At 72.3% G+C, this 20,984-nt stretch carries 16 protein-coding genes; 9 read left to right on the forward strand and 7 right to left on the reverse strand.

The annotated features are described in order from the left end of the window. Positions 1-42 precede the first annotated feature (42 nt). Both CFP65_RS24830 and CFP65_RS24835 read right to left on the reverse strand, forming a co-directional pair. Positions 43-1,206, reverse strand: a complete 1,164-nt coding sequence (locus CFP65_RS24830; protein WP_104818271.1) for a cell wall metabolism sensor histidine kinase WalK — start codon at positions 1,204-1,206, stop codon at positions 43-45. An 85-nt stretch (positions 1,207-1,291) separates the two neighbouring features. Further along, on the reverse strand, positions 1,292-2,026 hold the full coding sequence (locus tag CFP65_RS24835) for a response regulator transcription factor (RefSeq protein WP_174805571.1): 735 nt from the start codon (positions 2,024-2,026) through the stop codon (positions 1,292-1,294). 448 nt (positions 2,027-2,474) lie between these two features. On the opposite strand from CFP65_RS24835, the gene CFP65_RS24840 reads away from it, so the two are divergent. From CFP65_RS24840 to CFP65_RS24850, 3 genes are all read left to right on the forward strand, one after another. After that, complete coding sequence (locus CFP65_RS24840) at positions 2,475-3,227, forward strand: rhomboid-like protein (RefSeq protein WP_104818273.1); 753 nt, start codon at positions 2,475-2,477, stop codon at positions 3,225-3,227. Between the two features lie 258 nt (positions 3,228-3,485). Beyond that, on the forward strand, positions 3,486-5,930 hold the full coding sequence (gene lon / locus CFP65_RS24845) for an endopeptidase La (RefSeq protein ID WP_104818274.1): 2,445 nt from the start codon (positions 3,486-3,488) through the stop codon (positions 5,928-5,930). A 106-nt stretch (positions 5,931-6,036) separates the two neighbouring features. Then, entirely contained in the window at positions 6,037-6,558 is a 522-nt protein-coding gene (locus CFP65_RS24850; RefSeq protein WP_104818275.1) for a GtrA family protein, read from the forward strand. A 3-nt stretch (positions 6,559-6,561) separates the two neighbouring features. Here the strand turns inward: CFP65_RS24850 and CFP65_RS24855 are convergent, their stop codons facing one another. Continuing rightward, positions 6,562-7,611 carry an ABC transporter permease gene (locus CFP65_RS24855; protein WP_104818276.1) on the reverse strand — a complete coding sequence of 350 codons (1,050 nt, stop codon included), beginning with the start codon at positions 7,609-7,611 and terminating at the stop codon, positions 6,562-6,564. A gap of 143 nt (positions 7,612-7,754) precedes the next feature. On the opposite strand from CFP65_RS24855, the gene CFP65_RS24860 reads away from it, so the two are divergent. Continuing rightward, positions 7,755-8,249, forward strand: a complete 495-nt coding sequence (locus tag CFP65_RS24860) for a MarR family winged helix-turn-helix transcriptional regulator (protein WP_104818277.1) — start codon at positions 7,755-7,757, stop codon at positions 8,247-8,249. Positions 8,250-8,366: 117 nt separating this feature from the next. Further along, positions 8,367-9,911: an MDR family MFS transporter gene (locus tag CFP65_RS24865; protein WP_104818278.1), complete on the forward strand. Its 1,545-nt coding sequence runs from the start codon at positions 8,367-8,369 to the stop codon at positions 9,909-9,911. A 175-nt stretch (positions 9,912-10,086) separates the two neighbouring features. On the opposite strand, the gene CFP65_RS24870 is transcribed toward CFP65_RS24865, so the two are convergent. Next, positions 10,087-10,326 (reverse strand): hypothetical protein, encoded by a 240-nt coding sequence (locus tag CFP65_RS24870; RefSeq protein ID WP_371682459.1) that lies wholly within the window; start codon positions 10,324-10,326, stop codon positions 10,087-10,089. Positions 10,327-10,345: 19 nt separating this feature from the next. Further along, positions 10,346-11,503: an inorganic phosphate transporter gene (locus CFP65_RS24875; RefSeq protein ID WP_104818279.1), complete on the reverse strand. Its 1,158-nt coding sequence runs from the start codon at positions 11,501-11,503 to the stop codon at positions 10,346-10,348. A 380-nt stretch (positions 11,504-11,883) separates the two neighbouring features. On the opposite strand from CFP65_RS24875, the gene CFP65_RS24880 reads away from it, so the two are divergent. Beyond that, positions 11,884-13,392, forward strand: a complete 1,509-nt coding sequence (locus tag CFP65_RS24880) for a C40 family peptidase (RefSeq protein WP_158702348.1) — start codon at positions 11,884-11,886, stop codon at positions 13,390-13,392. 82 nt (positions 13,393-13,474) lie between these two features. Here the strand turns inward: CFP65_RS24880 and CFP65_RS24885 are convergent, their stop codons facing one another. Further along, positions 13,475-15,745, reverse strand: coding sequence for an FdhF/YdeP family oxidoreductase (locus tag CFP65_RS24885; RefSeq protein WP_104818281.1), 2,271 nt, complete (start codon positions 15,743-15,745; stop codon positions 13,475-13,477). Positions 15,746-15,944: 199 nt separating this feature from the next. Here CFP65_RS24885 and CFP65_RS24890 point away from each other — a divergent pair, with 199 nt between their 5' ends. Next, positions 15,945-17,165 carry a serine/threonine-protein kinase gene (locus CFP65_RS24890; protein ID WP_104818282.1) on the forward strand — a complete coding sequence of 407 codons (1,221 nt, stop codon included), beginning with the start codon at positions 15,945-15,947 and terminating at the stop codon, positions 17,163-17,165. A 157-nt stretch (positions 17,166-17,322) separates the two neighbouring features. Further along, positions 17,323-18,174: a fumarylacetoacetate hydrolase family protein gene (locus CFP65_RS24895; RefSeq protein ID WP_104818283.1), complete on the forward strand. Its 852-nt coding sequence runs from the start codon at positions 17,323-17,325 to the stop codon at positions 18,172-18,174. 51 nt (positions 18,175-18,225) lie between these two features. On the opposite strand, the gene CFP65_RS24900 is transcribed toward CFP65_RS24895, so the two are convergent. Beyond that, entirely contained in the window at positions 18,226-19,053 is an 828-nt protein-coding gene (locus CFP65_RS24900) for a TetR/AcrR family transcriptional regulator (protein ID WP_104821103.1), read from the reverse strand. Positions 19,054-19,256: 203 nt separating this feature from the next. On the opposite strand from CFP65_RS24900, the gene CFP65_RS24905 reads away from it, so the two are divergent. Next, the gene (locus CFP65_RS24905; protein ID WP_104818284.1) at positions 19,257-20,969 is read left to right on the forward strand and encodes a DUF885 domain-containing protein; all 1,713 of its coding nucleotides are present in this window, start codon (positions 19,257-19,259) and stop codon (positions 20,967-20,969) included. The last annotated feature ends 15 nt before the right edge of the window (positions 20,970-20,984 follow it).

Here is a 20,984-nt window from a genome sequence, read left to right on the forward strand (position 1 = left end):
CCTTACGCGTGCCGTGTCCCAGTTCTGTGACAGATGTGTGGGTTACGGGCGCAAGGCCGACTCACCCGGGAGAGCGACCTCGATCCGGCACCCCGTGGCCGACTCGGCCACCCGGATCCGCCCGCCGTGCAGGTCGACGGCCCAGCGGGCGATCGCCAAGCCCAGCCCGGTGCCGCCGTCGGAGCCCGGCCCCTGGGCCGTCGCGGTGCCGCTGCGGCCGAACCGCTCGAACACCCGGGAGCGGTCCTGGACGGGGATGCCCGGCCCCTCGTCGGTGACGGCCAGCAGCAGCCCGCCCGGCTCCTCGCCCGGCCGGGCCAGCACCGTCACGGTGCCGCCGGAAGGGGAGTGCTTGCAGGCGTTGTCGACCAGGTTGGCCACCACCTGGTGCAGCCGCTCCGGATCCGCCACCCCGGTCAGGTCGGCCGGCTCGACCTCCAGCCGCAGCCGGACGTCGTCCCGCCGCCCGTACGCCCCGCCGGCCGTCGCCCCGTCCACCGAGACCCCGCGCAGCACCCCGGCCAGGAAGCCCTGCACCTCGAACCGGCGGGCGTCCAGCGGCACCACGCCGCCGTCCAGCTTGGAGAGGTCCAGCAGGTGGCTGACCAGCCGCCCGAGCCGCTCGGTCTGCTCCAGGGCGGTGCCCAGGGTCTTCGGATCGGGCTGCACCACGCCGTCCACCACGTTCTCCAGCACGGCGCGCAGCGCGGCGATCGGCGTGCGCAGCTCGTGCGAGACGTTGGCGACCAGCTCGCGGCGGTGCCGGTCGGCGGCCTCCAGGTCACCGGCCATCCGGTTGAAGGTCTCGGCCAGCTCGCCGATCTCGTCCCGCGAGGAGACCTCGACCCGGCGGCTGTAGTCGCCGCCGGCCATCGCGCGGGCGGCGGCCGTCATGTCGCGCAGCGGGGCGGTCAGCCCGTGCGCGAGGAACTGCATGAAGAGCAGCGAGGCGATCATCGAGAAGATCATGATGATCCGGATCTGGGTCTCGGACCTGGTCGCCACCACGGCCATGCCGGTGGCCAGGAAGACCGAGACGATCACCAGCAGGGCGAGCTTGCCCTTGATCGAGCGGACCGGATCGAGCGGCCGGATGTCGGCCCAGACCCGCCGTGCGGCGCGCACGGCCAGCCCTCGGCGCGGGCCCTCGCCCGCGCTCTCCCCGTCGTGCAGCTGTGAGCCGCTGCGCTGCTGTGGAAAGGTCATGTCGCCTCTGAGTCATCCCCCCGCGAAATGCTCGGTCAGTGACGGTGGACGTAGGGCCCCCCGGTGGCCCGAACGCCCGGTGCCACTACTGCGAGAGGGGTGCCTCCAGGGCGTACCCGACTCCGTGCACCGTGCGGATCCAGCTCGCGCCGATCTTCCGGCGCAGCGCCTTCACGTGGCTGTCGACCGTGCGGGTGCCCGAGGCGTCCGTCCAGTCCCAGACCTCCGCGAGCAGCTGCTCACGGGTGAGCACCGCGCGCGGCTGCGCCGCCAGGCAGGCCAGCAGGTCGAACTCGGTGGGCGTCAGGTGCACGTCGCCCGAGCCGAGCCGGACCCGGCGCTGCACATGGTCGATCTCCAGCTCGCCGAAGCGCAAGCTGCCGAGCGCCGGCGTGCGGGCCGCCTGCTGGGCGCGCTCCACGCGGCGCAGCAGCACGTTGACCCGGGCCGCGAGCTCGCGCATCGAGAACGGCTTGGTCATGTAGTCGTCCGCACCGACCCCGAGGCCGACCAGTAGGTCCGTCTCGTCGTCCCGCGCGGTCAGCATCAGGACGGGCACCGGGCGCTGCGCCTGGATCCGGCGGCACACCTCCAGGCCGTCGAAGCCGGGCAGCATCACGTCGAGCACGACGAGGTCCGGCTGCCAGGTGTGGAAGCCGTCCACCGCGCCGGGCCCGTCGTGGGCCACGGCGACCTTGAACCCCTCCGCGCCCAGCCGGGCCGCGATCGACTCGGCGATCGTGGGTTCGTCCTCGACGACGAGCACGCGTCGTTGTGTGCTCACCGCGCCGTTGCTGGTGTCCTGCTGAATGTCTGTCACGGTCACGCCACCGCCCCCAGGGCTACGGGCCGGCTGCCTGTGGGGACAGCGGGCTCCGCTCGTAGTCGTCTTGTTCCGTCGTGGGCTGTGCCCCGCCAGCGAGCGTACGGACACCGCTGGTGTCCTGGCAGGTCAACCGGACATTTCCGGCCCGGGCGGCGGGTGCCGGACCTGGTCGGGACGGGGCACGGGGCGATACCTTACCCGGCAAAAATATCGCCCGTAACGGTGCGTATGCCGCTGATGGGATGGCACACTCCTCAGCAGCGGGGCTACTGGTCCGTAAACAGAGGGCGGCTCCGGGCCGCGGTGAGGGCCGGGGCGCCGGCTCTTCAAGCGATCTTCACAGCGCATCCTCAGCCGGCTCTCAGAAGTGCCACGTACCGTGGGCACGACAAGTTGCTGGCAGCGAAGTCCGGGGGGCGGAACAGCTGGGAGTGGAGGCGACATGTCACAGGCGCAGAGCGAGACCGCGCGGCCCCGTGAGTCGGGGCCGCTCGCCGAGACGCTGGTGCCTTACGGCGGCCTCCGCTACGGGCTCCGGTACGGCGTGCTCGGTCGGGTGATCGGCGTCGTGCCGACGCCCAGGCGCAACCGCTTCGCGCTCGGTTACCTCCTCGTGCTGCTCGGGACGACCCTCTTCGCCCGCTGCGCCGACCCCGACCTGGTGCACCGCCTCCAGGCCATCTCCAGCACCGACGGCCACAACCTGCTGCACCGCCCGATCGTCTCGCTGCTCTGCAGCGGCCTCTGGGTGGCCGGCCCGCTCTGGATGCCCTACCTCTGGGCCTTCGCCCTCACCGTCGCCCCGCTCGAACGCCGGGTCGGCGCCTGGCGGGCCGCCGCGGTCTTCGCGGCCGGCCACGTGATCGCCACCCTCATCTCCCAGGCCGTGGTCGCCATCGCCGTGGCCACCGGCAGCATGGGCGACGCCGCCCTGGACTCCCTGGACATCGGCGTCAGCTACGGCGTGCTCGCCAGCCTCGGCGCACTCGCCGGCCTGCTCCGGCCGGGCGGGCGGGTCGTCGCCCTCGGCGTGGCCGCCGTGATGATCGGCCACCAGCTGGCCGACGGCACCGACCTGGTGACGGGCGTCGGGCACCCGGTGGCGCTCCTGGTCGGGGTGGGGCTCTGGCGCTGGCTCCGGGGCGGACCCCGGGCCCCGTGGAGGCTCCGGCGTCTGGTCCTTGCTGGGGCGTGATCTTAAGTTGGGGGCGCGGGGAACGGCGCGGCCGACCCTGCACTCTGCTGCTGTCTTACCGGGATGCCCACTTGCACTATCCGTTGACGGTGCAGGTGGGCATCTCTGCGATCTTCACGGCGCGCTCCTTCCGCTTCGCGCAGTTCCCCGCGCCCCTGGGGGATTGTTGTTCTCTCAGAGTGAACAGTGGGGCGGGAACAATCCGGGATCGCCAAACCTTAGTCAGGTCAACTCAACTTCGCTGACTGGGGAGAGATCATGGCATCGACGTCCACTCCGCTCACTCTGCCTGTGCTGCCGCTCGACGACGAGGTCGTGCTCCCCGGCATGGTCGTGCCGCTGGATCTGAAGGACACCGAGGTGCGGGCCGCCGTGGAGGCCGCCCGGGCCGGGGCCCAGGGCGGGAAGCCGCTGGTGCTGCTGGTGCCCCGGCTGGACGGCTCGTACGCGGCGGTCGGCACCTTGGCCTCCGTCGAGCAGGTCGGGCGGCTGGCCGACGGGGAGCCGGCCGCGCTGGTGCGGGCGGTGCGAAGGGTGCGGATCGGCGCCGGTACCACGGGGCCGGGGGCCGCGCTCTGGGTGGAGACCAGTGCGTTCCGAGAGTCCGACGCCGGGCTGCCGGTGGCCGGGCGGGCCGCCGAGCTGGTGAAGGAGTACAAGGCGCTGACCACGCAGTGGCTGCGCAAGCGCGGTGCCTGGCAGGTGGTCGACCGGGTGGCCCAGATCGAGGGCATCGGCGAGTTGGCCGACCAGATCGGGTACGCGCCGTTCGCCACCGCCGAGCAGAAGCTCAAGGTGCTGCTGGAGGCCGACCAGGTGGCCCGCCTGGAGTTCGCGCTGGGCCTGCTGCGCGACCACCTCGCCGAGGAGGAGGTCAACGACACCATCCGCAAGGACGTGGAGGAGGGCGTCGCCAAGCAGCAGAAGGAGTTCCTGCTCCGCCGCCAGCTGGAGGCCGTCCGCAAGGAGCTGGCCGAGCTGAACGGCGAGGCCGTCGACGAGGAGGGCGACTACCGGGCCCGGGTCGAGGCCGCCGACCTGCCCGAGAAGGTGCGGGAGGCCGCGCTCAAGGAGGTCGACAAGCTGGAGCGCTCCTCCGACCAGTCGCCGGAGGGCTCCTGGATCCGCACCTGGCTGGACACCGTCCTGGAGCTGCCCTGGAACGAGCGCAGCGAGCACGCGTACGACATCCAGGGCGCGCGGGCGGTGCTGGACGCCGACCATGCGGGCCTGGGCGACGTGAAGGACCGGATCGTCGAGTACCTGGCCGTGCGCAAGCGCCGGGCCGACCAGGGGCTCGGGCTGGTCGGCGGGCGTGGATCAGAAGGGGCGGCGCGTAGCGCCTCGGTTGAGGGTGGTGGTGGGCGACGGGCGGGCGGCGCGGTGCTGGCGCTGGTCGGGCCGCCCGGGGTGGGCAAGACCTCGCTGGGTGAGTCGGTCGCCCGGGCGATGGGGCGTGACTTCGTCCGGGTCGCGCTCGGCGGCGTGCGGGACGAGGCCGAGATCCGGGGCCACCGCCGCACCTACGTCGGCGCGCTGCCGGGCCGCATCGTGCGGGCGATCAAGGAGGCCGGCTCGATGAACCCGGTCGTGCTGCTCGACGAGATCGACAAGGTCGGCTCCGACTACCGGGGCGACCCGGCGGCGGCGCTGCTCGAGGTGCTCGACCCGGCGCAGAACCACACCTTCCGCGACCACTACCTGGAGGTCGAGCTCGACCTCTCCGACGTGGTCTTCCTGGCCACCGCCAACGTGCTGGAGGCCATCCCCGAGGCGCTGCTCGACCGGATGGAGCTGGTGCGCCTCGACGGCTACACCGAGGACGAGAAGGTGGTCATCGCCCGTGACCACCTGCTGCCCCGGCAGCTGGAGCGGGCCGGGCTGAAGCCCGAGGAGATCACCGTCGAGGAGGCGGCGCTCCGGCTGCTCGCGGGGGAGTACACCCGCGAGGCGGGCGTCCGCAACCTGGAGCGCTCGGTGGCCCGCATCCTGCGGAAGATCGCTGCGCAGAGCGAGCTGGGCGAGCGCGAGCTGCCCACCACCGTCGGCGCGGCCGACCTGCGCGGCCTGATCGGGCGTCCGCACCACACCCCCGAGTCCGCCCAGGAGCCGGCCGAGCGGCGCACCGCGGTGCCGGGCGTGGCCACCGGCCTGGCCGTCACCGGCGCGGGCGGCGACGTCCTCTACATCGAGGCCTCGCTGGCCGACGCCGAGACCGGCGGCACCGGCCTGACCCTGACCGGTCAGCTGGGCGACGTGATGAAGGAGTCCGCGCACATCGCGCTCTCCTACCTGCGTTCGCGCGGCGCCGAGCTGGAGCTGCCGGTCACCGGCCTGCGGGAGCGCGGCATCCACCTGCACGTGCCGGCCGGTGCCGTCCCCAAGGACGGCCCGAGCGCCGGCATCACCATGACCACGGCGCTGGCCTCCCTGCTCTCCGGCCGCCGCGTCCGCCCCGAGGTGGCCATGACCGGTGAGGTCTCGCTGACCGGCCGCGTGCTCCCGATCGGCGGGGTCAAGCAGAAGCTCCTCGCCGCCGACCGCGCCGGGCTCACCACGGTGATCATCCCCAAGCGCAACGAGGCGGATCTGGACGACGTCCCGGCCGAGGTGCTGGCCCGCCTCACGGTCCATCCCGTCGCCGATGTCCGGGAGGTCCTGGAGCTGGCCCTGGACTCCGCGGAGGTGCTGATCCGGGCGTGACCGTCAGGGGCGCGGGGCTCTGCTCGTCGACTGGGGCTCCGCGCCCCTGGACAGAGGTTTCCCGCGCCGTCACACGGCTCTCATCCGCTCGTGCGAGACTGCCGAAATGCCGTCACCTACACAACGGGCCCTGGCCCTGGTGCCCGAACGGGTGCGACCCCTGCTGGTGCGTCACCGCAAGCTGGTGAAGTTCCTGCTGGTGGGCGGGACCTGCTTCGTGCTGACGATGGTCGTCAACTTCGCGCTGAAGCTCACGGTGCTGAAGGAGAAGCCGGTCATCGCATTGACCATCGCCACGGTCCTGGCGACGGTGGTCAGCTACGCGCTGAACCGGCAGTGGGCCTTCCGGGCGAACGGGCGCCAGCGCGAGGCGGTGCTGTTCTTCGTGGTGAGCGGGCTCGCGATCCTGGTCAACGACGCGCCGCTGGCCCTCTCCCGGTACGTGTTCGACCTGCGGGAGCCGGACGTGAGCCACTTCGGGCAGGAGGTGGCGGACTTCCTCAGCGGGATGATCGTCGGCACCCTGCTGGCGATGGTCTTCCGGTACTGGGCGATGAAGCGCTGGGTCTTCCTGCCGGACACGCCGCCGGCCCCGGCCGGGAGGCCGGAGCCGGAACGGGTGCCGTAGCGGTCAGTCCTGGCCGCTCAGGGCCGGGCGGCCCAGCCGGGGCTTGCGGACCACCGCGACCAGGGTGACCAGGATGCCGATCAGCGCCCAGACGAAGAGCACCAGCAGCGGCATCCCGATGTTGGTGCCGCCGAAGTAGGCGATCGAGCGGGCCACGTCGGTGCCGGCCCCGTTGGGGATCCAGGCGCCGATCGCCCGCCAGAAGGTCGGCATCATCGGTGGCGGGAAGACGCCACCCGCGCTCGGGTTGCCGAGCACCACGAAGACCAGCACGGCCAACCCGATGCCGATGATGTCGAAGAGCGACTGCATCGCCATGGTGATGGCGCCGACCGAGAAGACCACCAGCGCGCCCAGGCCGTACAGGCCCCAGAGCGAGCCGGGCAGCGCGTTCAGCACCGGCCCGACGATCACCGCGCCGCCGATGCCCGCCGCGACCGAGTAGAGCGCGAGCACGCCCAGCCGGATGACCGCCCGGTTGCCGTTGGCCGGCCGGGCCCCGGCGCTGATGCCGAGGATCGAGGCGACCAGGTAGCCGCCGACGCACCAGCCGATCACCAGGTAGAAGGAGGAGAGCCCGTTGGCGTCGCCCTTGGCCAGCGGGATGACGTTCTCCACCTGCACGGTGCGGCCCTGGGCCTGGTCGAGGGCGGTCACGACCGTGGTGGCGGCCCGAGCGGCGGCCGGGCCGCGCGCGTCGGCGACGAGCAGGGTGTCCTGGGTGCCAGTGGGGTTGAAGACCAGGGCGGCGTAGAGCTTCTGGTCCTTGATCCGCTGGGTGGCGGTGGCCGCGTCCGGGGCGGTGCTCGCCTTCACCGCCTCGTTCGGCACCTGCTCCAGCGCGCCCACCAGCTTGGGGGCCACCTGCGGCGGGGCGACCACGGCGACCGAGAGCTCGTGCGGCTTGGGGCTGTGCAGCGCGCCGACGTACGAGGTGATGAACCCGAGCTGGAGCAGCAGGACGCCGATCACCAGCAGGGCCGCACGCGGGGTGACAGCTCCCTTGAGTTCGCCGAGGAATCCCCTGTCCGGTCGTTCCACTCGCTGGGCCATCGAGGTGCGCTCCCATCGGTCGTTCCGGCGGCCCGGAACGGTGCTAATCGGACAGAACGGATACTTCATATCATGAAACAGTTGCCGGACGTGGGAGGCGTGCCGGGCGGGACGGGGGCGCGCCCTACGGGATACTGGGCGCCATGACTGCTGCTGGCCGGAAGAGTGACGAGGTGGCGGCCGAGGAGGCGTTCCTGGCGGTGGAGCGCGAGGTGGCGGTGCTGTTCCGGCGCGGCCGGGCCCGGACGGCGGAGATGTCCCGGCGGGTGCACCCGGCGCTGGAGGGCGTCGCGTACAGCCTGCTCGGCCACATCGAGGAGACCGGCCCGGTGCGGCTGACCGACATCGGCCTGCACTTCGGCGTGGGCAAGCCGACCATCAGCCGGCAGATCAAGGCCCTGGAGGGGCTCGGCCTGGTGGTCCGCGAGGTCGACCCGCTGGACCGGCGCTCCTCGCTGGTCTCGCTCACCGCGGACGGCGCCGAGCGGTACCGCCGGGCCCGGGAGGGGCGGATGGCGCGGTTCCGCGCGCTGATGGCCACCTGGCAGACGGTGGACGTGGAGCGGTTCGCCGAGCTGCTGGAGCGGTTCAACGAGCTGACCGGCGAGGTGGACGTCCGACGGCTCGACGGGAGCTGACCGAGTAGGGGCGGTGTTCGGCCGCCAGGGTCCTTTGGCTTGAAAAATGTTGCCTAAGTCAACCATCTCGGATTATGGTTGCCCAAGGCAACGAAATCTCAGGCCGGAGGATCCCAGATGAACGACGCACCGCCGGCGCAGACGCCGGTGACCATGAGCCACCGTCAGGTGCTCGAAGCCCTCTCCGGGCTGCTGCTCGGCCTCTTCGTGGCCGTGCTCTCCTCGACGGTGGTCTCCAACGCCCTGCCCCGGATCCTCGGCGACCTGCACGGCGGCGAGTCCGCGTACACCTGGGTGGTCACCGCCGCGCTGCTCTCGCTCACCGCCTCCACCCCGATCTGGGGCAAGCTCTCCGACCTGGTGAGCAAGAAGCTGCTGGTGCAGATCGGGCTCGTGATCTACATCGTCTCCTCGGCCTGCGCCGGCCTCTCGCAGAACATCACCGAGCTGATCACCTGCCGGGTCTTCCAGGGCATCGGCGCGGGCGGCGTCACCGCGCTGGCCCAGATCTGCCTGGCCGCCATGGTGCCGCCGCGCGAGCGCGGCCGGTACAGCGGGTACTTCGGCGCCGTCTTCGCGCTGGCCACCATCGGCGGGCCGCTGATCGGCGGGGTCGTGGTGGACACCAGCTGGCTGGGCTGGCGCTGGTGCTTCTACCTGGGCATCCCGTTCTCGCTGATCGCCATCGTGGTGCTGCAGCGCACCCTGCACCTGCCGGTGGTGAAGCGGAAGGCGAAGATCGACTACCTCGGCGCACTGCTGATCACCGGCGCGGTGAGCCTGCTGATGATCTGGATCAGCCTGGCGGGCAAGAACTACGACTGGCTCTCCTGGCAGACCGCCGCGATGGTCGGCGGCGGGCTCGCGCTGGCGGTGCTCTTCGTGCTGGCCGAGCGGCGGGCGGCCGAGCCGATCGTGCCGCTGAGCCTCTTCCGCCACCGCACCGTCTCGCTGGCGGCCGGGGCCAGCGCGCTGGTGGGCATCGGGATGTACGGCGCGACCACCTTCCTGAGCCAGTACTTCCAGCTGGCCAAGGAGAAGTCGCCGACCATGGCCGGCATCCTGACCCTGCCGATGATCCTCGGCCTGGCCCTCTCCTCCACCCTGGCCGGCAAGCTGATCACCAAGTACGGCCGCTGGAAGGGCTTCCTGGTGGCCGGCACCTTCCTGCTGGCGGTCGGCTTCGGCCTGCTCGGCACGGTCAAGGACGACACCCCGTACGGGCTGCTCTCGCTCTACATGGCCGCGACCGGCATCGGCCTCGGGCTGACCATGCAGAACCTCGTGCTGGCCGTCCAGAACACCGTGCCCCGGCACGAGCTCGGTGCCGCCAGCTCCACCGTCACCTTCTTCCGCACCATGGGCGGGGCGATGGGCGTCTCGGCGCTCGGCGCGCTGCTGGCCAACCGGGTCTCCCACCACCTCGCCGCGGCCGGCCTGCACGGCGGCGGGAACGAGATCCCGGACCTGCACAAGCTGCCAGCTCCGGTGGTGCCGCTGGTGACGGACGCCTTCGGCCGCGGGGTCGGCTCGGTCTTCCTGGTGGCGGCGCCGTTCGCGCTGCTGGCCTTCCTGCTGGTGCTCCTGATCCGCGAAGCGCCGTTGAAGACGACGGTCGAGGAGGCAGCCGCTCAGCCGAAGTTGGAGCTCGTCCGGGACTGAGTGGGACAGAAAAGCAGGGGCGCGGGGAACTGCGCGGCCGGCTCCGGACACTCCTGTCGTCTTACGCAGATGCCCACTTGCACTGTCCGATGACGGTGCAAGTGGGCATCTGTGCGATCTGCGGCGAGCTACCGGGCCGGGCGCGCAGTCCCCGCGCCCCCGGTGGTGCAACTGGCTACGCCGCGATCAGGGAGAGGCCGTAGAGGACGACCGCTGCGCAGGCGGCGAAGCAGACTCCGGCCGTGGCCAGGGCGGCGCCCGCCTTGGTGGTGTTGCGGGTCTCGCCGGCGAGGGCGTTCTCCCGGGCAGAGAGGGCCATGATGCCGACCGCGAAGACGGCGACCACGGCGACGGTGACGACCACGCTGACTCCGGCGGTCTGGGCCAGGGCGGCCCACTTGATGCTCATGCTCATCGGTTGCTGCCTTCCGGGCTCAGGCCGCGACGGTGGTCGCGGGAGCGGTGGTGGCGGTCGGGACCTCGACCGGGGTGACCTCGTTGACGTTGCCCGAGTGGACAGGCTGGCGGCGGGAGATCACGTACATCGCGGCGGAGCCGGCGACCAGCACCACGCCGACCAGCAGGACGCCCCAGGTGCCCTTGTCCGCGACGAAGGCGGCGGCGCCGGAGACCACGGCGGCGGCCGGCAGGGTCAGGCCCCAGGCGTAGACCATGCGGCGGGCCATCGACCAGCGGACGGTGCCGCCCGGCTTGCCGAGGCCGGCGCCCATGATGCCGCCGGAGCAGACCTGGGTGGTGGAGAGGCCGTAGCCCATGTGCGAGGAGGTGAGGATGACCGTGGCGGCGGCCGACTCGGAGGCGAAGCCCTGGGTGGGCTGGATGTCCGTGAGGCCCTTGCCCATCGAGCGGATGATGCGCCAGCCGCCCATGTAGGTGCCGAGCGCGATGGCCGCACCGGCGCTGACGATGACCCAGGTGGGGGGCAGCGCGTGCTTGGGCAGGGCGCCGACCGAGACCAGCGTCAGGGTGATGATGCCCATGGTCTTCTGCGCGTCGTTGGTGCCGTGCGCGAGCGAGATCAGCGAGGCCGAGAAGACCTGGCCCTTGCGGAAGCCCTTGGCGGTGGACTCCTCGTTGCTCCTGCGGGTGATCCGGTACGCCAGCTTGGTGGCGGCCCAGGCCGCCGCACCGGCGACGATCGGGGAGGCGACGGCGGGGATCAGGATCTTGGAGACCACCACGCCGAAGTTCACGCCGTTCATCCCTACACCCACGATGGTGGCGCCGATCAGGCCGCCGTACAGCGCGTGCGAGGAGCTGGAGGGCAGGCCGCGCAGCCAGGTCAGCAGGTTCCACAGGATGGCGCCTGCCAGGGCCGCGAAGATGATCGACGGCTGGATGCCGACCTTCTCGTTGACGATGCCACCGGAGATGGTGGTGGCGACCTTCACGGAGAGGAAGGCACCCGCGAAGTTGAGGACCGCGGCGACGGTGACCGCGACCTTGGGCTTGAAGGCTCCCGTGGCGATGGACGTGGCCATCGCGTTGGCGGTGTCGTGGAAGCCGTTCGTGAAGTCGAAGGCGAGCGCCGTGATGATCACAACGGCCACCAGGAACGTGATGTGTTCCATACCCAAACAATCGTCGTAGTTGTCGTACTGACGCTGATGTCATGGGCGACGGTAGGGACGGTTGGTGAACAGAAGGTGAACTGGAACGGGAATCCCAGCGCCGACGGTGTCAGGTGGATGGATCAGAGGCTGCCGGGGGGTGTCGAAAGCCGCCGTGACGTGCGGTTTTATGGCGAGATGCCCGCTTTGGTCCGGGTATGGTGAGACCTGTCTCACAGTGGGTCTGACGCTTCCTTAGAATTTCGTCAGATCGTATGGATACCCCCTGTCTGCTTCCGGCGGGCCCGTGACAGGATTCGCTGGGCAGGACGGGGTACTACCGGGTAGTACAGCGGCGCGGAACGCCCGGCAGAGGCCGGGTTCACGGGAGGGCGGGGCCGATGGGGGCTGGACAGCGCACGGAGGCAGGCGGCGGGCTCGCCGGACGCGGCACGCGCCCGTGGGTGCGCGCCGCGCTGCGCTGCGGAGCCGTGCTGGCCGTCGCCTCGCTCGCGCTGCCGCTCGGCACCGCCGCGTACGCCGCCCCCGCCCCGACGCCCACCATCACGGTGGCCGCCGGCGCCGACCCGCTGGCCGACGCCAAGGCCACCCTCGGCCCGATGCTCGACCGGCTGCACCAGCTCTACCAGGACGCCGAGCTGGCCACCGACAAGTACAACGGCGCCGTCGCCGAGCTGGCCAAGGAGCAGGCGGCCGTGACCGACCTGCGCGCCCGGGTCTCCCGCCAGCAGAGCGCGGTGGACGCCGGCACCGACCTCGCCTCGCTGCTCGCCGCCGCCCAGTACCGCAACGGGAACGCCTCCGAGTACGCCGACCTGCTGCTCGCCAAGGACCCGTACGAGGCCGTGATGATCGCCGAGCTGCTGGCCGCGGCCGGCCGCTCGCAGTCGGTCTTCCTCGACAAGCTCAAGACCGACCGCAGCACGCTCAACGAGCTCCAGGCCCAGGCCGAGCAGGCGCTGATCAAGTCCACCGCGCTCACCGCCCAGCAGGCCCAGGCCAAGGAGGACGTGGCCAAGCGGCTGGCCGAGGTCGAGCAGATGGTCGCCTCGCTGACCGGCGCCCAGCGGGACGAGCTGGCCCAGCTGGAGAAGCAGCAGGCCGACGCCTCCCAGCTCGCCTTCCTCGCCTCCGGCGCCCTCGGCAAGGGCGAACGCACCCCCTCGGCGGCCGGCCGCAAGGCCGTCGCCTTCGCGATGGCTCAGCTCGGCAAGGACTACGAGTGGGGCGCGGAGGGTCCGAACACCTACGACTGCTCCGGGCTGACCTCGCAGGCCTGGCTGAGCGCCGGCGTGCAGATCCCGCGGACCAGCCAGGAGCAGTGGGCCCAGCTCAAGCACGTGCCGCTCAACCAGCTGCGCCCGGGCGACCTGATCCTCTACCACGAGGACGCCTCGCACGTGGCGATCTACATCGGCGGCGGGCTGGTCACCCAGGCGCCGCACACCGGCGCCGTGGTCAAGGTCTCGCCGATCGGCATGAGCCCGATCCTCGGCGCGGTCCGGCCCGACCCGGATTCGACGGCGGACGACGCGGGCGGCCAGTGGACCGTCCCGCCGATCCCCCAGGGCGCCGACGGGGCCACCCCGATCCAGCCCACCAAGCCGGTCAACCTCCCGACGCCCACGCCCGCTCCGCCGACGCCCACCGCCGGGCCGGTGACCAAGCCTCCGGTGACGCCGACGCCCACCGGCAAGCCTCCGGTGACCCCGACTCCGGCGCCGACCCCGACCACGCCGACTCCGACGGCCCCGACCACGCCGGGCACTCCGACGACTCCGGGGACTCCGACTCCGACTCCGACGCCTTCGCCCAGCAGCTCGGATTCGGCTTCGGCGTCCAGCTCGGTCTCGGCCTCCGGTTCGGGTTCGGCTTCTCCTACGAGCTGAACCACCGGGGGCGCGGGGAACTGCGCGATCAGCCCTCTACGGAGGTGCAGGGCTGGTCGCGCAGTTCCCCGCGCCCCTGGCTTTAGTTCTCGAAGCGGATGACGACGGCCTTCGAGGTCGGGGTGTTGCTGATGTCCGCCGTGGAGTCGAGCGGGACGAGGACGTTGGTCTCCGGGTAGTAGGCCGCCGCGCCGCCGCGGGCGACGGGGTAGTGGACGACGCGGAAGTGCGGGGCGCGGCGTTCGATGCCGTCCTTCCACTCGCCGACCAGGTCGACGTAGGAGCCGTCGGCCAGGCCGAGTTCGGCGGCGTCGGCCGGGTTGACCAGGACCACGCGGCGGCCGCCGGTGATGCCGCGGTAGCGGTCGTCCAGGCCGTAGATGGTGGTGTTGTACTGGTCGTGCGAGCGGAGCGTCTGGAGCAGGAGCCGGCCCGGCGGGACCTCGGGGGCGGTGAGCTCGTTGACGGTGAAGTTGGCCTTGCCGGTGTGGGTGGGGAAGGTGCGGCTGTCGCGCGGGCCGTGCGGGAGGGCGAAGCCGCCCGGGGTGCGGACGCGGGCGTTGAAGTCGGTGAAGCCGGGGACGACCCGGGCGATCCGGTCGCGGATGGTGTCGTAGGAGCCGGCGAACTCCTCCCAGGGGACGGGATTGTCCGGGCCGAGGGCGGCCCGGGCCAGGCGGCAGACGATGGCCACCTCGGAGAGCAGCTCGGCGCTCGGGGGCCGCAGGCCGCCCCGCGAGGAGTGCACCATGCCCATCGAGTCCTCGACGGTGACGAACTGCTCGCCCTCGGCGGTGCGGTCGCGGTCGGTGCGGCCGAGGGTGGGCAGGATGAGCGCCCGGGTGCCGGTGACCACGTGCGAGCGGTTGAGCTTGGTGGAGACGTGCACGGTGAGGCGGCAGTTGCGCATCGCGGCCTCGGTCACCGAGGTGTCGGGGGAGGCGTGCACGAAGTTGCCGCCCATCGCGAAGAAGACCTTCACCTTGCCGTCGCGCATGGCGCGGATGGTGTCCACCGCGTCGTAGCCGTGCTCGCGCGGCGGCTCGAAGGCGAACTCCTTGCCGAGCGCGTCCAGGAAGGCCTTGCTGGGCCGCTCGAAGATGCCCATCGTCCGGTCGCCCTGGACGTTGCTGTGCCCGCGCACCGGGCAGACGCCGGCGCCGGGGCGCCCCACGTTGCCGCGCAGCAGCAGGAAGTTGACCACCTCGCGGATGGTCGGCACGGCGTGCTTGTGCTGGGTGAGGCCCATCGCCCAGCAGACGATGATCTTCTGCGAGCCCAGCACCAGCTCGGCCAGCTGCTCGATCTGCTCCTCGGGCAGGCCGGTGGCGGCCAGCACCTCGGCCCGGTCGGTGCGCTCCGCCTCGGCGGCGAACTCCTCGAAGCCCAGGCAGTGTTCGGCGATGAACTCGCGGTCGAGGGCGCCCTCGGTGCGCAGCAGGCGCTGGTTGAGCGCGCGGAAGAGCGCGAGGTCGCCGCCGAGCCGGATCTGCAGGAAGAGGTCGGTGAGCTTGGTGCCCTGGCCGGCCAGGCCGCGGGCGTTCTGCGGGTTCTTGAACCGCTCCAGGCCGGCCTCGGGCAGCGGGTTGACGCTGACGATCTTCGCGCCGGCCCGCTTGGCCCGCTCCAGGGCGGAGAGCATCCGAGGGTGGTTGGTGCCGGGGTTCTGGCCCGCGACGATGATCAGGTCGGCCTGGTAGAGGTCCTTGAGGCTGACGCTGCCCTTGCCGACGCCGAGCGTCTCGGTGAGGGCGGAGCCGGAGGACTCGTGGCACATGTTGGAGCAGTCCGGCAGGTTGTTGGTGCCGAGCTGGCGGGCGAAGAGCTGGTAGGCGAAGGCGGCCTCGTTGGAGGTGCGGCCGGAGGTGTAGAAGGCGGCGCCGTCCGGGGTGTCCAGGGCCCGCAACTCCTCGGCGACGAGCCCGAAGGCGCGCTCCCAGGAGATCGGGGTGTAGTGGGTGGCGCCCTCGTCGAGCAGCATCGGCTCGGTCAGCCGGCCCTGCTGGCCGAGCCAGTAGCCGGAGCGCTCGGTGAGGTCGGCGATCGGGTGGGCGGCGAAGAACTCGCGGGTGATCCGGCGCTCGGTGGCCTCCTCGGCCACGGCCTTGGCGCCGTTCTCGCAGAACTCGGCGGTGTGCGTCTTGTCCGGCTCGGGCCAGGCGCAGCCCGGGCAGTCGAAGCCGTTCGGCTGGTTGACCTTGGCGAGGGTGGCCAGGGTGCGCAGCGGGCCCATCTGCTCGGCGGCCATCCGCAGGCTGTGCCCGACGGCGGGCAGCCCGGCCGCCGCGTGCTTGGGCGCCGAGACCCGGGGCGCGTCCTGCGCCGGGTCGCTCTGCGGGGCCTGCTTGGCCATGGCCGTTGCTCCTCCTGCTCGGGGCCCGGCGTCGTCGTCGGACCGCTCCACCTGCATCGTAGGCACAGCCGGTGGCCGGGGAGGAGGCCCCGGTGGGGCGCTGATGCGGCCCCGGTGGGGCGCGGCCGGGGCACTGGAGGGTGTGCGGGCGGCCTGGGTAGGGTGAACTCGATTCCGGGCGCGAGGGGTTGGGGGAGCGATGCGGGCCGGTGACGTGCTGGACGGGACGTACCTGCTGATCGGCGAGATCGGCCGGGGCGGTTTCGGGGTGGTCTGGCGGGCCGAGGACCAGGCCCTGGAGCGGGAGGTGGCGGTCAAGACCATCTCCGGCCGGGGCGGGGTGGAGCCCAAGGACATCGAGCGGTTCAAGTCCGAGGCCAGGGCGGTGGCCCGGCTCAACCACCCGAACATCGTCACCCTGCACACCCAGGGCGAGACGGTGGTGGCCGGGGCGAGCTGGCACTACCTGGTGATGGAGCTGGTGCCCGGCCGCTCGCTGGCCGCCGAGCCGGCGGCGGGCCGCCCGGCGCTGCCGGTGGCGCTCGGCCGACTGGCCCAGGTCTGCGCCGCGCTGGCGGCCTCGCACCGGGCCGGGGTGGTGCACCGGGACATCAAGCCGGAGAACATCATGATCACCGAGGAGGGCACCGTGAAGGTGCTCGATTTCGGCATCGCCCGGCTGGCCGGTGCCACCGGCAGTCTCACCACGGTGGGCAGCGTGATCGGCAGCCCGCACTACCTGGCCCCCGAGCGCTGGCGGGGCAGCCCCGGCGATCCGGCGGTGGACGTCTACGCGGTGGGCTGCCTGCTGTACGAACTCTGCACCGGCAAGCGGGCGTTCGCAGCCGGGGACGTGGTGGAGGTGATGCGTCGGCACGTGGACGGCCCGGTGCCCCGGCCGCGGGCGCTGGTGCCCGAACTGCCCGAGGCGCTGGACCGGTTGACCGCCCGGCTGCTCGACAAGGACCCGGCCCGGCGTGGCAGTGCGGCCGAGGTGCGGGAGGAACTGCTCGCGCTGGCCGCCGAGTTGTCCCGCCCGCCGGTGGACCTGCGGGCCCGGGCGGACGCCGCCTGGTCGCTGGGCACGGGCGGCGACCCGCATGCGGCGGTGGCCGAACTGCGCTCCCTGATAGGCGAGTTCGCCGCCGAGTACGGCCGGGCCGACCCGCGCACGCTCCGTACCGGCCAGGACCTGGCGGTCTGGCTGGCCGCCGCGGGCGAGCCGGCGGCGGCCGTCGGGCTGCTCCGCGAGCTCGGCCCGCTGGCCCCGACCGGTGGCCCGGCCGCGGTGCTCGCTGCCGACCTCGCGGCCGAGCTGGCCCGGCTGGAGCGCGGACTGCCCCGGGGCACGGCGGTGCCTACCGGCCAGTACGCGCTGCTGGCAGCCGGGGGCCGGGGTGTCAAGAGTGCGGGTGCCTGATTCGTCATGTCCGGAACTTGGATGAATTGATAGGAACTGGCCGAGGGATTGCCTCTGGTTCGCAGGTGGAGCTCGTTGATATACCTCGGATGCATAAGACGGGAGAGGTGTGTGCGGCCTCCCCGGCGGATGCGACGAACCAGGTAGGTGATGGGCAGTGAAGCTCCTCCGTGTAGGCCCTCCGGGCGGCGAGCGCCCGGTCGTGCTGGGCCAGGACGGCGCCGCGTACGACCTCTCGGTCAGGACTCCGGACATCGACGGCGCCTTCCTCGCCGGCCTCGATCCGGCCGAGCTCGGCCGGGCGGTGGCCTCGGGTGCGCTGCCGCGCACCGAGATCGAGGGCGAGCGGGTCGGCGCCCCGGTGGTGCGGCCCGGCAAGGTGGTCGGGATCGGGCTCAACTACCGCGACCACGCGGCCGAGGCGGGCGCCCAGCTGCCCGCCGAGCCGGTGATCTTCCTCAAGCCGAGCTACACCGTGGTCGGCCCGGAGGACGAGGTGCTGGTGCCGCGCGGCGGCGAGAAGACCGACTACGAGGTCGAGCTGGCCATCGTGATCGGCCGCACCGCCCGGTACCTGGAGAGCCACCAGGCCGCCGAGGCCGTGATCGCCGGGTACGCGGCCGTCAACGACGTGACCGAGCGGGCCTTCCAGTTCGATCGGGGCGGCCAGTGGGACAAGGGCAAGTCGGCCGAGACCTTCACCCCGCTCGGCCCCTGGCTGGTCACCCCGGACGAGGTGGGCGACCCGCAGCGGCTCAGGCTGCGGCTCTGGGTCAACGGCGAGCTGCGACAGGACGGCAACACCGAGAAGATGATCTTCCCGGTGCTCGAACTGGTCCGCTACGTCAGCCACTTCATGGTGCTGGAGCCCGGTGACGTGATCATCACCGGCACCCCGGCGGGCGTCACCCTCGGCCACCCGGGCGCCGCCTTCCTGCGGCCCTCCGATGTGGTCGAGCTCGAAGTGCAGGGCCTCGGCCGGCAGCGTCAGGTCTTCGGCAAGGCCTGATCCCGACCGGGTCTGACCCTTGGCACGGGGGTCAGGCCGACCGGTGCCGTATCAGGCAGACCGGTTTCGTAGCTTCCCCAACTCCCTGAGCCGCCCAGCCAGTTCGCCGGCCGCACTGCCCGGCGCCTCCAGCGTCAGCAGCAGTTCGAGCACCCGCGCCGCCTGGTCGTCGTGCGCCGCCGTCGCGGCCGTCATCGCGATGAACTCGTCCACCAGCCAGTCCCGCAGGGACTCGCGCGGGATCTGCCGCCCCTCGTCCAGCCAGGTCAGCGAGGCGCCCTCGACCACCGAGATCCACGAGCGCACCAGCAGCGTCAGCCGGGGCCCGGCCTCCCGCACGCCCAGGTACCGGAGCGTGCGCCGCAGTGCCACCCGCCGCACCTCGTCCACGATCGCCGAGGTCCGCGCCGTCTCCACCACCGAACCGCCGCGCAGCAGCGCGCCGTAGCCGGTGCCGTGCTCGGCCACGAAGGAGAAGTAGCTGTCCAGCACCGCCGCCAGCTGCTCGCTCGGCGGCCCCGCGGTGGTGATGGAGAACCGGCTGGTCAGCTCCTCGGCCGCGCTGCGCAGCGCCGCCTCGTACAACTGCTGCTTGCCGCCGCCGAAGTAGCGGTAGACCAGCGGCCGGGAGGCGCCGGCGGCCTCGGCCACGTCGTCCAGGCTGACCTCCTCCGGCGGCCTGGAGCTGAACAGCTCCAGGGCCACCGCGATCAGCTGCTCGCGCCGCTGCTGGACGGGCAGCCGACGGTAGCCGGCGCGTCTGGCACGGCCGCCGCCCTCGGGCGAGTCCGGCGAGGCCGGAGCGGCCGGAGCGGGCACGGCGGGAGCGGGCGTGGCCGGAGTGGGGGAGTCCGGAGTGAGCGCTGCACTGGCTGCCATGGCGGTCAGCGTAATGGCCATGAGCCCTGCTGACCCGTGTCCGAGCAGGTGGAATACCGGCCGGGGGCGGCCGGGTGGCCGCGCGGCGGGGGCGGGTGGCCGCCTGGCGAGGGGCGGGTGGCCGAGCGGCTGAGGGTCGCCCGGGTGGTCAAAGCTGACCCAAAGAGGCTTGCAAACCGGCCGAGCTGCGAAAAGATGGCCCGATGGTCGCAGAACTGATCAACTCATCCGCTGACGGCACCACCCCCCGCCGCATCGCCGACGCCTATGTCCACGCCCTCGCCGATCTCGACCCGCTGACCGCGGTCTACCTCGGCCTCAACCCCGAGGACGACCGCCTCCCGGACCTCTCGCCGGCCGGCTGCGAGGCCCTCGCGGACCTCGCCCGCCGCACCCTCGCCCAGCTCGACGCCGTCGAGGCGGCCGGCCCGCTCGCCGACGAGGCCGAGCGCCGCTGCGCCCGGCTGCTGCGCGAGCGGCTCGGCGCCGAACTGGCCGTCCACGACGAGGGCGAGAACTACCGCGCGGTGCGCAACCTCGGCTCGCCGGTGCACAACGTCCGGGAGGTGTTCACCCTGCTGAACACCGAGACGGACGAGGACTGGGCCCGGATCGGCCGCCGACTGGCCCGGGTGCCGCTCGCCCTGGAGCAGTACCGCGCGCTGCTCCAGGCCGGCATCGACCGGGGCCTGCTGGCCGGCCCGCGCCAGGTCGACACCGTGGTCGGGCAGATCGCCGAGTGGCTCGCGGGGGAGACGCCGGGCGGTTGGTTCGGCACCTTCGTCGCCGACGCCCCCGAGGCGCTGCGGGACGGCCTGACCGACACCGCGGTGGCCGCCTCGGCCGCGCTGGCCGAGCTGCGCGAGTGGCTGCGGGACATCTACGCCCCCGCCGCCGCCGGCACCCGGGACGCCATCGGCCGTGAGCGGTACACCCGTTGGGTCCGCTACTGGACCGGCGCCGAGCTCGACCTGGACGAGGCGTACGCCTGGGCCTGGGAGCAGTTCCACGACCTGGACGCGCAGATGCGCGCCGAGGCCGAGAAGGTGCTGCCCGGTGCCGAGCCGATGGCGGCCATGAAGTGGCTGGAGTCCGAGGGCCCGGCGATCAAGGGCGAGGAGAACGCCCGCGAGTACCTGCAGGGCCTGATGGACCAGGCGATCGCCGACCTGCAGGGCGTGCACTTCGACCTGGCCGAGCCGCTGCTCAAGGTCGAATCCCGGCTGGCCCCGGTCGGCAGCGCCGCCGCCCCGTACTACACCCAGCCCTCGCTGGACTTCTCCCGCCCCGGTCGCACCTGGCTGCCCACCCTGGGCCGGGAGAGCTTCCCGATCTGGGACCTGGTCTCCACCTGGTACCACGAGGGCGTGCCCGGCCACCACCTCCAGCTCGCGCAGTGGACCTACATGGCCGACCGGCTCTCCACCTACCAGGTCACCCTCGGCGGGGTGAGCGCCAACCTGGAGGGCTGGGCGCTGTACGCCGAGCGCCTGATGGACGAGCTCGGCTACCTGACCGACCCGGGTGCCCGGCTCGGCTACCTCAACGCCCAGATGATGCGCGCGCTCCGGGTGATCGTGGACATCGGCATGCACGCCGAGCTGTCCTTCCCGGCCGGTTCGCCGTTCCGGGCCGGCGAGCCGATGACCCCGGAGGCGGCCCGCGAGTTCTTCGGCCGCTACTGCGGCCTCTCGGCCGAGTTCCTGGACAGCGAGCTGATCCGCTACCTGGGCATGCCCGGCCAGGCGATCGGCTACAAGCTCGGCGAGCGCGCCTGGTTGAGCGGGCGGGCCGCGGCGAAGGCCGCCGCCGAGGCGCGCGGCGAGGAGTTCGACCTCAAGGCCTGGCACATGGCTGCCCTCTCCCAGGGTTCGCTCGGCCTGGACGACCTGGTCAGCGAGCTCAGCGCCCTCTGACGTGACCGACCCGGG

It is taken from the genome of Kitasatospora sp. MMS16-BH015 (assembly GCF_002943525.1).
Classification (GTDB): Bacteria; Actinomycetota; Actinomycetes; order Streptomycetales; family Streptomycetaceae; genus Kitasatospora.